This window comes from Pedobacter mendelii (assembly GCF_014635725.1).
GTDB lineage: Bacteria > Bacteroidota > Bacteroidia > Sphingobacteriales > Sphingobacteriaceae > Pedobacter > Pedobacter mendelii.
Genome location: NZ_BMDJ01000020.1, coordinates 1 through 10,383, shown reverse-complemented (window position 1 = coordinate 10,383; position 10,383 = coordinate 1). Strand labels below are relative to the sequence as shown.

Genomic DNA, 10,383 nt, shown 5'->3' with positions numbered 1-10,383 from the left:
TAATGAAAAGCTGCACTGAAGTACATCAAATTCTTTTGCGCCTAAATTTAATCGGGTTTTAAATGCCATGATAATTTTTTTTAATGTTGAAAGATGAATAATTGTGATTGGCGCATAGCGCTAAGTGTTATGATTTAGTTAAAGCGTTGCATGCTTTGAACCAAAACTTAAGCTTTAGGCCAATCGTTAAGGTGCTCTGCATTTCCTAATTTAAGCTTTCTGGCCGAAATTTGAAATTTAAGCGTCATCGGGTGGTCGCCAACAATGTTTATCCCTTCGGAATATTTAACAATGTAGCCATCCTCGAAATTAACTTCTTTCATTTTGGCATCTTCTTCTGTTTTCTTAATCAGAAGGGTTCCTGTAATGGGTTTGTACTGGTTGTTCACCATCGCCTCGATAATTGAGGTGTCTTCAGTTGATTCGATCTCAATGTCGATGGTACCGCCGTAAACTCCGGAAGAAGGTCTTCCTTTAGCATCTACATCACGGTTTAACGCATAGGCGCAATTGAGTACATCGTACTCCTTGCCCGAAAAATTTAATCTAGCTTTGAAAGCCATAGTTTTAAAATTTAAAGGTTAATAATTGGATAGTTGTAGCCTCCGCTACAATAACACAACTACCAAATATCAAGCCAATTGTAGTCTATGTTGCTCATAACTAATAACTAAACAAGTACATTGAATTTAAGAATGTTAGTTTACAGCAATCAGGGCGCAGATTTTTAAGAATAAAAAAATCGTTTTTTTTTAAAAATAATTGCTGTCTGATTTTTATGACAGCATACATCTTAAAACATTGTAGAGATTTAGGACAAAATGTTACTTTTTTGAACACGATTTATGTAGTGAAAGCATGAAAGTAAGAATTTTGAGTATCTAAATTAAAGAGTCAAATTAATTTACTCCTGCAAGTTATCTTTAATACATAATTATCTGCGTCTTTATTGCCTAAATTTTTCGCTTTTTGCAAATGCTCAAGCGTAAGTGTTTTATTTTTAAGTAGTAACCTGAGAGTTCGATTAATATTTCTTGAAAACAGGTTTCCAAGAAACGTCTCATTATTGCGAGGCACAAAGCAATCTATTTTGGTAGGAAAGATTATTTAAGCTCACACAAGTCCAGCTTTGCAATGACGACCGCTCTCCATTCGACCTAAATATTTCCCGAAAAACAAGCCAACACCAATTGCAGCTATCGCTCCATATTTTAAAATGTTTTTCATTTTTCAGGCTGCTTGCCAAACATCTTTTCGAAGTCTGCTTTGTTTTTTAAATAGGATAGATAGTTTCTGATATTGTAGTTGGTCATATAAATTTTAAATTCGGCTTCGGTGCTATAATTTGATTTGCCTTCATCATCAACCAAACTGTAAAAGCTATTCATTTTCTCTGGAACTTCATAATACACAATCGGTACTGGTTTTTGTTTGGTCCCGTAAGTTGGGTCTGCAAGCTCCTGCTTATTTACCGTTGCAATAATATTAGTACCATTTTGATTAATATCTCCAGTAAAAATATTTTACATCTGACTATTCGTAGGGAAAAAATAATAAGCGCAAAAATATTTTTTTACTAAAGGGTTGTAAAATGTCATTTCATATTTATCGATATATGTAGTATTATCATCTTTTGATAAATCGAATTTTCCCTGCACTTCAAAATAACTATTGGTATCGGCGCAGCAACCAGCAACCCTATTGGTGTAAAAGCAGTTGCCGCAGTAATTACACCAATTACCGCCTGGGAAGCTAAATGAGCATTAATCTGAGCATTGTTATTGCTTGTAATTTCTTTTGCTGCAGCCATTGCTATAACAGGATCTATTATAATTGAAACTACATCTCCTTTTGGACAATTCATTAATGATTGACTAAGCAGCGTTTTCTCTTTATCTAATTTAACGGCACCATGTGGCTGCATCCATTGCCCTTCTAAGGTGGCATCGCAATCATGTACCCGTTTATATAAGCCTCATACTATAACTTTGCAAGAATTTCATCGGCTTGAGTGTTACCTAGTTTTTTTGCATTTATTAAATGCTTTTTAGCATTTTCCATATTCTTTTTGGAATAATAAACAACTCCTAAATTATATTCTACACCTGAATAATATCCTTTTAGAAAGGATTCACCATCATTTATTTTTGAGGCCTCGATGAGGTGTTTTTCTGCTTCATCATATTGGCCTAAGTGCAATTTACACTCTCCTAATAATGCATGTGCTATCAAAAACCCATTATCTAAAGATTCTGAAAAGCATTTACTTGCTTGTTCGTATTTTTTCTGATCATAATACATCATTCCCTTATCAAATAACTGTTGTGCATTTTTCATTTTGACATCTTTATTAAGAGAAGTAATGTTTGATGAATCAGCACTATTGAATATAAAATATCCAATCAGAACCATAAATAAACCGAATAGTAAACTAAAAAATATCAATCTTTTTCCTTTTAGAGGTGTTTTTTTTTGTTCCATATTAATAGATGGCAATTAAAGCGATAAATAGTGCATTAAAAAAATAAGAAGTAGAAATTATTGTTTGATGTTTCTGATTTATGTATTGGTAATCCCTGCCAAATTCTTGAGTACAGATTAATAGGGTGAGTATTAATGGTGAACAGATTATAAGAATATAGTTGTTAATCAGATATGATATCATCTCAAAAAATATTCGCAACCGCACTGGCCTATGATCTGCAATGCTGTAAAGTTGGAACTCATTTGACTTGGATTTATTTTCAGAAACTACCATCCAAATCGCATTTGCCTTCTGAAGTTTTTCTAAATCAATAAATCCATTTGATAGCGCTAGCGTTTTATAGGAGCGGGTAAAAACTTCGTGTTTACTCGTAGAAACCGTAAGCTTAAAACTAAATTTACCATAGGTACCGCTGCTTCTTTTATTGATTTGAACATCTGTTCTTTTAAAAGAAATGATTTTCAAATCAGCAAGTTTAATGGTAATTAATACTAAGAAAAAAATCCAGGTTACTGCTGTAAGTAGTGGAAATCTATACATTAATAACAAGTTCATATATATGTTTCTTTTTATTTTCATGGATGTTATATGATTAGAATCTCAATACTTAATCTTACGATTACAAATAAATAAAATTCTTTAGGAATAAAAATTGCAAATGTTGTGAACTTCAATACAATAAATAAACATAAAAATAGAATGGCAAAAATTATGATTGTTCGCGTAGAAGAACGGTAGGCGAATAAATCCCAACGAAGTTTTCCGATTTTTGGCTTATGATTGGCTATTCCAAAAGCAATCATATCATTATTGATATTCGTCGAAAGTTTTTCAGCTGTGTAGAAGTAAACATCGTCTCCTACTTCAGGTATAAATTGCATCCACCATCTCACATTTGGTTTAAAAAAAGAAATTGTATGGATAATTTTATCGTCTGAACACTTAACTTTCATATTGAGTTCACATCTATGATACCCTGTATTTTTTCTCACATACATTACCCTCCCATATATCAATTGAGTGCTCGAATTTTTGTTTTCAGTAAAGAGTAAAAATAAATCTATTATTATCCAGAGAAACATCCCCAGAATAATTATTTTTTTATCATGCAGTACCGTTGTGAACTTTGAAGCTTCAAAGTCTGGATAATTAAAGAAGGTTATCTGGCAATTTTTTTAATTGTTGAATCAAAAAATTTTATTTTATATATAGTTTCAGATGGACTCAATAAGGAAGTAGTATATTGATCATATGATAACTTATAATTAGAGTAGTTCGGAAACTTTGTGCTTACAGAATTACAACTTTCTAAATATTTTTTAACATACTTTTTTCCATCATTTTCTTTGGATCTAAACAAAACGTTAACTCCGTAAATTATTAATGGAAATACAACCAGCACACCAATAGCCCAGCCAAGAGCTTGTGAAATTTGTTTATTCATAGTAATGCTGGATAGGTAATCTTATTTACTCGCGTATCTGGGTTATTTATAATATTAATAATCCACCGTCCTAAACTTTCCAAAAAACAATCCTATACCCAATCGCAGCTATCGCTCCATATTTTAAAATGTTTTTCATTTATCAGGCTGCATGCCAAACATCTTTTCGAAATCTGCTTGGCTTTTTACATAGGATAGATAGTTTCTGATGTTATAATTGGTCATATAAATTTTAAATTCGGCTTCGGTGCTATAATTTGATTTGCCTTCATCATCAACCAAACTGTAAAAGCTATTCATTTTCTCTGGAACTTCATAATACACAATCGGTACAGGTTTTTCTTTGGTCCCGTAATTTGGGTCTGCAAGCTCCTACTTATTTACCGTTGCAATAATATTAGTACCATTTTGATTAACACCGTAAATAAATGACCCATACATTTGGCTGCGCATAGAATTCATGATAAAAAAATAAGAAATACAAAAATATTTGTTATTTTTTTTATCGAAGAAATAAGATTGCCACTTATGTAAATCTGCAGTATTATCGTCTTTTGAAAGATCAAAAGCACCCTTTACCTTGAAATGGGTAAGTTTTTTTGTGAAATTTTTCATCATCAAATGCAAAGTATCACAATTATTCATATATTGTTGTACATAAGGTGCCCCGTTATTTATCCTTGTATCGGAATTATCAAATACGTCAACTACCCACCGGCCCAAATATTTCCCAAAAAACAAGCCTATACCCAATGCGCCTATTGCACCATATTTTAAAAAGTTTTTCATTAATCAGGCTGCTTTCCGAACATCTTTTCGAAGTCTGCTTTGCTTTTTACGTAAGACAAATAATATCTTGTATTATATTCGGACATAAAAGTTTTAAATTCAATTTCTGTACCGTGAAAACCGGATTTATCATTATGATTTCCACTATCAGTAACTGAATCAAAAAAATTATTCATTTTTTCTGGTACTATGTAATATACAATAGGTATTGGTTTCTCCTTAGTGCCGTAGGTAGCGTCAGAAAGTTCATTTTTATTTACTGTTGCAAGAATATCGGTTCCTTTTTGATCTATGCCATATAAAAAAGAGCCATACATCTTTGAAAAAAATGACAGGGATGGGAAAAAATAATAGCAACAAAAATATTTTTTGGAACGATTATCATAAAACAGAGAAGCCCATTTATCAATATAAGCAGAATTCTCATCCTTTGAAAGGTTAAAAACACCCTGAACTTCGAAATCCTCACTTTTTTTGGAATAATCTTTCATAAACAATCGAATGGTATCACAGCTACTAAGGTACTTTTTAACATAAGGTTTTCCATTATTAACTCGGGTATCTGGATTATCAATAATGTTGACAATCCATCTTCCCAAATATTTCCCAAAAAACAAGCCAATACCCAATGCGCCTATTGCACCATACTTTAAAAAGTTTTTCATTTATCAGGCTGCTTGCCAAACATCTTTTCGAAATCTGCTTGGCTTTTTACATAGGATAGATAGTTTCTGATGTTATAATTGGTCATATAAATTTTAAATTCGGCTTCGGTGCTATAATTTGATTTGCCTTCATCATCAACCAAACTGTAAAAGCTATTCATTTTCTCTGGAACTTCATAATACACAATCGGTACAGGTTTTTCTTTGGTCCCGTAAGTTGGGTCTGCAAGCTCCTGCTTATTTACCGTTGCAATAATATTAGTACCATTTTGATTAATATCTCCAGTAAAAATATTATACATCTGACTATTCATAGAATTCATAGGGAAAAAATAATATGCGCAAAAATATTTTTTTACTACAGGGTTGTAAAATGTTATTTCATATTTATCGATATATGCAGTATTATCATCTTTTGATAAATCAAATTTACCCTGTACTTCAAAATAACTATTAGTATCGGTGAAATTTTTCATTGTTAAATGGAGTGTATCGCAATTATTTAAATACTGTTTTACATATGGCTTACCATTATTAACTCGGGTGTCTGGATTATCAATAATGTTGACAATCCATCTTCCTAAATATTTTCCAAAAAACAAACCAATACCAATCGCAGCTATCGCTCCATATTTTAAAATGTTTTTCATTTATATTATCTTTGTGTACTGTTTACATTGAGGTTGTTTGCAAAATCTAAGCTTCGCATTTTCTTTAAGGAATTATTAACATCTTTAATCAAATTTAATTTATCTTCCTTATAATTTTTAGCAATATAATGATTGGTAATTGCTCCAGCTATACCAAATCCAAAACCAACCCCTAGACCCATACCAACATTTTTAAACTCTCCTGCGAAGGTCTTCGGTCCCCATGCGGTCATTCGCTCGGCTTGTGCATAAGTTCCTCCCTGATCAATCACCTCTCTAATAATAGTTCTGTTTTGATTGGTAATGGTTTCTACAGCCTCTAAGCTTCCCTTACCCCCGCCAGCAACCGCACCCGCAGTTTGATCTCTGGTGGTGCTACTTACCTCACTTTTAAGATCTTCTTCAGGTGATGATCCTTCATTTATTATAGCATCAGTATAGCCACCTTTCTCAAAATCATAATTACCGGTAACATAATCATAAGTCCCTGTAGCAATACCTAGGGATGTTCCTAGTGGATCTGCCAATCCGCTAAACCCACTCACAAAACCCATCCATAACTGCTGTTTTTGATGAAGATTTATTTCTTCGTTATTGTTTGCAGAGAACTTTTGAGCAGCCTTTTGGGCAATAACAGGACTTATGAAAGGCTGTAAAAGCCCACCATTAATACACTTTAATGTAGATTTTTGTACAATGGCTTTTTGCTTGTTAAAGCTAACTTTATTGTGATAATTTTGCCATTTACTACCACCGTCCAACGTACAGTCACAGGTATGGCCGCTGGTAAAAAGACCAATCGTAGCTTTAACAGGCTCAACAAGCAAAGCCGCAGCACCCGCTACAGCGAGTGAGCCAACGATTACCCCGGTAGCCGTACTAGAAGCCGCCGCTGCCATGCCCGCTAATATCACGCCAGCTGCTCCTCCAGTTCCTACCACTGCTGCAACAATAATAACTGCTGCGGCAACGCATAATATCCCGACAGCAAGGCCAGTAAGCATAGAACCTAAACCATTCCAAAATTTTGCGGGAGATTTACAAACAAATGTTGCACTCAGTTTTTTATCTTCAACATTTAGCCAAAGCGCCCCTTTAGAAGAAAGTACGGTTCTGGCATTCCTTGTCATTCCTAACTGCTGAGGCGATGAAACAGTCATCAACGTGCAGTTGATTTTTACACCTGATGGAAGATATGAGCTCATTAATCTATCCTCCTTATTTTATAATCTACAAATACCTCTATATTGTTTTTAACAACTTCATTGATTGTCATTTGTGCATCTAATAACATATCGTCATTCAAATCGTAACTGATTTGAGTATGATGAGTAAAATCATAGCCTTCAAATTTATAGCCGATTCGGGGTTTGTATCTTAAATCATATATTTTTTCGAAGTCTTGTATACATAAATTTTTTCTATTTAAAATACCAGATTTTAGGATAGTCACATTTTCAGGACTTTCGCTGGAAATCGTATTTTTAATTTCTAATTCAATCGGTAGTCTATCAAAAAGCTGTGAGTAATAAAGTTTGGTATAGTTATTTTCAGAATAATTTTTAGATACGAGATATCTATCAAAAAACAGGTCGTAAAAAGGACGGATTTGAAAATCTTGAATTAAATTTTCGTGAGTAAATTGGGGTTCTGTATTATCCAGATAAGTGAGGATACTTTTCTTCATTTCCTCAGATTGAACGAAGGATGTATTTTTTAATACATCTCTTTTAAATGAATTCCAGTTTTCTTTGATTTGTTCAATATTTTCTATTTTATTTATTTTTCCAGTAGTAGGATTTAATGAAATTAAAGCATTGCTTTTAATAAAATCAATCTTACTCATCAAATCAAAACTGTCTTGTAAATATTCTGGTTGGATTTTTACTATTTGATCAACAAGCTTTACATCAGCTAAAAGTTGATTTTCCTTAACTATTTTTTCAACAGTATATTCTAATTTTGTATCAGCATGGTTTTCAATTATACCATCTACTTTTATAACAACTAATTGTTCGCTCCGATACCTTGCTTTACCAGCTTTAAAACTAGTATCTTCTGTTCTATCTTCATTTTTGTTTAAAATGACCTGATGATTTTTCGTTTGAATAGGTTGCTCATCCTCAAAAAATTTAAATCTGCTCATATTAATTAATATCTACTTGACTACCATTGATTGTTTGTACACCATCTGATTTTGAAAGAATAGTTGTGCCACTTGTTACAGATATCCCTTCGGTTACAGCTTCTTTCTTTGTTTTTCCATCGAAACTATAATTTGTATAACCCGATTTACCCACAAATACACTAATTCCTGATTTATCTCCCCAATTAATATTTACCGAGTTCTTCCCTTGAATATTAATAATCTCGCCAACAATATCAATTGTTCCATCCTTTTTCATGGTAATGCTGCTCTGCCCGGTTTTAATTACAATGGTTTCTGCAGATTCTGCGGTAATTAATCCCGGGCCATTCTCTATTTTTACGAAATTTGCAGCATTTGTTCCAAGGTTTAAAGCATGGTTTAAATCGTCAAAACTCAGGCAACTTCCTTTTCGTGAGGTTAGCCCTTTGGTATTGCTATTTTTAAAGCCGCTGCTATCACCGCTTTTACCATGGTATACACTGCCCATTACAACAGGCCTGGCCACATTGCCTTCCTCAAAAGCAATTACCACCTGGTCGCCCTTTTCAGGTATTACATGAAATCCCCTGTTTTTGCCGGTATCTCCGCTGCCCGCATTCGGGCTTACCACTCTGAGCCATTCAGTTGGATCATTGGTTTGGCATTCCCATTTTAGCTTCACTTTTATTCTACCTTGTCCCTGCGGATCATCGTTATCCACCACATCAGCAAGTTGCATATCTGGGTTGGGTTTGTCATAATTTGTAACCAGGATACGTTCGGAAGTGGATACAATGCCTTCAAATGTGTTATGGTATTTTCCTGTACCATCAATATTGTGGTTAATATTGATTATCAGAAACTTACCAAGCGTTTCTGTTGCAAATGCAAGTTCCTTTCTTAAACTCATGGTAACTTCTGCAATACTGCCGATAGCCAGTTCAGCATTGTCTCCGCTTGCATTGATTTTTAAAAGCTCTGAAATGTGGGCTTTCTCTTCATTCTCTACATGGCTTTTAATATCAGAAGGATTATCAACCCTTATCAGCGAGGGCTGATTGTAGGTTTTACTATACATGGAATTTGAGGCCTTAACGGCATGCGCCAAATCAGGATTTCCATCTGCTTTTCCCTCACTTTCGCTGTGCAGCATTTCGTCTTGTTTTGGATTATAAGCGAAACGTTTATATTTAATGGGTGAAACTTCCATTGCGTATTGTAGGTTTTGTACATCACGCCCATAAAAAAGTGCAACCTCTGGCTGTTTGTCCGGTTTGCCAAAATTTAGCTGCTTACCATCATAAAAAAACCATTCATGGTATTCGCCCGATAAGCGGTTCAGGAACTCGAAATCGCTTTCTCTATACTGTATAATATAATCAATTGAAGCACTCCTGGACGCATTTGTAACGATTTTAAGGTCGTTTACTGGTGTATCTTTTGTGGCAAGCTGCACAATTTCATTCAAATCTTTATCCAGGTAAGAACCTAAATCTGGACCTCTGTCAATTAGTATAGTGGGGCTGTAACCACTTACAATTAGCACGCCATGGTAACCATGGCTTTGTGCCAGTTCTACCTTTGTAACTAGGCCTGCAAAGTTTTGAAGCTTATCAGGCGAATATCCAAATGAAGCTGTTAATGTTTTGCCAACAAAATCACGGCTATCATCTAAACTTATCAAACCTGGAGCACCCATTTCATCATGGTTAAAGCGCAATTCAAAGTAATGGTGTTCATTAAAAGCTTGTTGCAGACTAAAGGAAGCAAAATGCGTAATGGCCTTATCTTCTATATTTATTTCTGTGATTAATTTCTTTTCCATGTTAATGATAAATTTGATTACAATAATTAGCCGAAAAACGCATTGCTAAAGGATGAATTTGGTTTGTAAAGCACATCCATTTTGCATTTTAAACCATCAGCTAGGTATTGTTTGCATACCGAATCAAACTTACTATCAGAGTAGATGTAGTTATTGGTTAATATTAGATGTTTGAAATGGCTAGACATAGGTAGTGAGCTTTAATTATTAACGAACTAAAAACGACTGGTTATGCCAGTCGTTTTTAATGATATTTTAGGTTTTATACCACTAAGCCTTTGGCCAATCATTTTCGTGTTCTGCGTTGCCGAGCTTTAGCTTACGAGCAGATACCACAAAACTTAATGTCATTGGTGTATTGTCGTTTACCGCAATACCCTCGTTATATTGAATGATG

At 33.9% G+C, this 10,383-nt stretch carries 13 protein-coding genes and 1 pseudogene; all 14 read right to left on the bottom strand.

Going from position 1 to position 10,383, the window contains the following annotated elements:
- Positions 1-167 precede the first annotated feature (167 nt).
- The 14 genes and pseudogenes from tssD (IEV50_RS19385) to tssD (IEV50_RS19710) all read right to left on the bottom strand — a co-directional run bounded on the left by tssD (IEV50_RS19385) (position 168) and on the right by tssD (IEV50_RS19710) (position 10,379).
- On the bottom strand, positions 168-563 hold the full coding sequence (gene tssD, locus IEV50_RS19385) for a type VI secretion system tube protein TssD (protein WP_188417550.1): 396 nt from the start codon (positions 561-563) through the stop codon (positions 168-170).
- Positions 564-1,223: 660 nt separating this feature from the next.
- Positions 1,224-1,505, bottom strand: coding sequence for a DUF8188 family protein (locus tag IEV50_RS20025; protein WP_503826699.1), 282 nt, complete (start codon positions 1,503-1,505; stop codon positions 1,224-1,226).
- 89 nt (positions 1,506-1,594) lie between these two features.
- The gene (locus IEV50_RS19375; protein ID WP_188417546.1) at positions 1,595-1,924 is read right to left on the bottom strand and encodes a hypothetical protein; all 330 of its coding nucleotides are present in this window, start codon (positions 1,922-1,924) and stop codon (positions 1,595-1,597) included.
- A 56-nt stretch (positions 1,925-1,980) separates the two neighbouring features.
- Positions 1,981-2,481, bottom strand: coding sequence for a tetratricopeptide repeat protein (locus IEV50_RS19370; protein ID WP_188417544.1), 501 nt, complete (start codon positions 2,479-2,481; stop codon positions 1,981-1,983).
- A gap of 1 nt (position 2,482) precedes the next feature.
- Positions 2,483-3,040 (bottom strand): hypothetical protein, encoded by a 558-nt coding sequence (locus tag IEV50_RS19365; protein WP_188417542.1) that lies wholly within the window; start codon positions 3,038-3,040, stop codon positions 2,483-2,485.
- A 29-nt stretch (positions 3,041-3,069) separates the two neighbouring features.
- A complete protein-coding gene (locus tag IEV50_RS19360) occupies positions 3,070-3,438 on the bottom strand; it encodes a hypothetical protein (RefSeq protein WP_188417539.1) in 369 nt (122 codons plus the stop codon).
- A gap of 206 nt (positions 3,439-3,644) precedes the next feature.
- Positions 3,645-3,929 (bottom strand): hypothetical protein, encoded by a 285-nt coding sequence (locus IEV50_RS19355; protein ID WP_188417537.1) that lies wholly within the window; start codon positions 3,927-3,929, stop codon positions 3,645-3,647.
- A 135-nt stretch (positions 3,930-4,064) separates the two neighbouring features.
- A pseudogene (locus tag IEV50_RS20020) lies at positions 4,065-4,718 on the bottom strand (DUF8188 family protein).
- Positions 4,718-5,383, bottom strand: a complete 666-nt coding sequence (locus tag IEV50_RS19340; protein ID WP_188417518.1) for a DUF8188 family protein — start codon at positions 5,381-5,383, stop codon at positions 4,718-4,720. The pseudogene IEV50_RS20020 and the gene IEV50_RS19340 overlap by 1 nt, the downstream one beginning before the upstream one ends.
- The gene (locus tag IEV50_RS19335; protein ID WP_188417516.1) at positions 5,380-6,033 is read right to left on the bottom strand and encodes a DUF8188 family protein; all 654 of its coding nucleotides are present in this window, start codon (positions 6,031-6,033) and stop codon (positions 5,380-5,382) included. Before IEV50_RS19335 ends, IEV50_RS19340 begins: the two co-directional genes overlap by 4 nt.
- A gap of 5 nt (positions 6,034-6,038) precedes the next feature.
- On the bottom strand, positions 6,039-7,238 hold the full coding sequence (locus IEV50_RS19330) for a hypothetical protein (RefSeq protein WP_188417514.1): 1,200 nt from the start codon (positions 7,236-7,238) through the stop codon (positions 6,039-6,041).
- Positions 7,238-8,179 (bottom strand): hypothetical protein, encoded by a 942-nt coding sequence (locus IEV50_RS19325; RefSeq protein WP_188417512.1) that lies wholly within the window; start codon positions 8,177-8,179, stop codon positions 7,238-7,240. The genes IEV50_RS19330 and IEV50_RS19325 overlap by 1 nt, the downstream gene beginning before the upstream one ends.
- Before the next feature lies 1 nt (position 8,180).
- Positions 8,181-9,986 (bottom strand): type VI secretion system Vgr family protein, encoded by a 1,806-nt coding sequence (locus tag IEV50_RS19320; RefSeq protein ID WP_188417511.1) that lies wholly within the window; start codon positions 9,984-9,986, stop codon positions 8,181-8,183.
- A gap of 270 nt (positions 9,987-10,256) precedes the next feature.
- Positions 10,257-10,379 (bottom strand): type VI secretion system tube protein TssD, encoded by a 123-nt coding sequence (gene tssD / locus IEV50_RS19710; RefSeq protein ID WP_262890417.1) that lies wholly within the window; start codon positions 10,377-10,379, stop codon positions 10,257-10,259.
- Positions 10,380-10,383: the final 4 nt, after the last annotated feature.

Coding starts and splice junctions, on each gene's coding strand:
- tssD (WP_188417550.1), bottom strand. CDS start 563: ATGGCTTTCAAAGCTAGATTAAATTTTTCGGGCAAGGAGTACGATGTA.
- IEV50_RS19375 (WP_188417546.1), bottom strand. CDS start 1,924: ATGCAGCCACATGGTGCCGTTAAATTAGATAAAGAGAAAACGCTGCTT.
- IEV50_RS19370 (WP_188417544.1), bottom strand. CDS start 2,481: ATGGAACAAAAAAAAACACCTCTAAAAGGAAAAAGATTGATATTTTTT.
- IEV50_RS19365 (WP_188417542.1), bottom strand. CDS start 3,040: ATGAACTTGTTATTAATGTATAGATTTCCACTACTTACAGCAGTAACC.
- IEV50_RS19360 (WP_188417539.1), bottom strand. CDS start 3,438: ATGAAAGTTAAGTGTTCAGACGATAAAATTATCCATACAATTTCTTTT.
- IEV50_RS19355 (WP_188417537.1), bottom strand. CDS start 3,929: ATGAATAAACAAATTTCACAAGCTCTTGGCTGGGCTATTGGTGTGCTG.
- IEV50_RS19340 (WP_188417518.1), bottom strand. CDS start 5,383: ATGAAAAACTTTTTAAAGTATGGTGCAATAGGCGCATTGGGTATTGGC.
- IEV50_RS19335 (WP_188417516.1), bottom strand. CDS start 6,033: ATGAAAAACATTTTAAAATATGGAGCGATAGCTGCGATTGGTATTGGT.
- IEV50_RS19330 (WP_188417514.1), bottom strand. CDS start 7,238: ATGAGCTCATATCTTCCATCAGGTGTAAAAATCAACTGCACGTTGATG.
- IEV50_RS19325 (WP_188417512.1), bottom strand. CDS start 8,179: ATGAGCAGATTTAAATTTTTTGAGGATGAGCAACCTATTCAAACGAAA.
- IEV50_RS19320 (WP_188417511.1), bottom strand. CDS start 9,986: ATGGAAAAGAAATTAATCACAGAAATAAATATAGAAGATAAGGCCATT.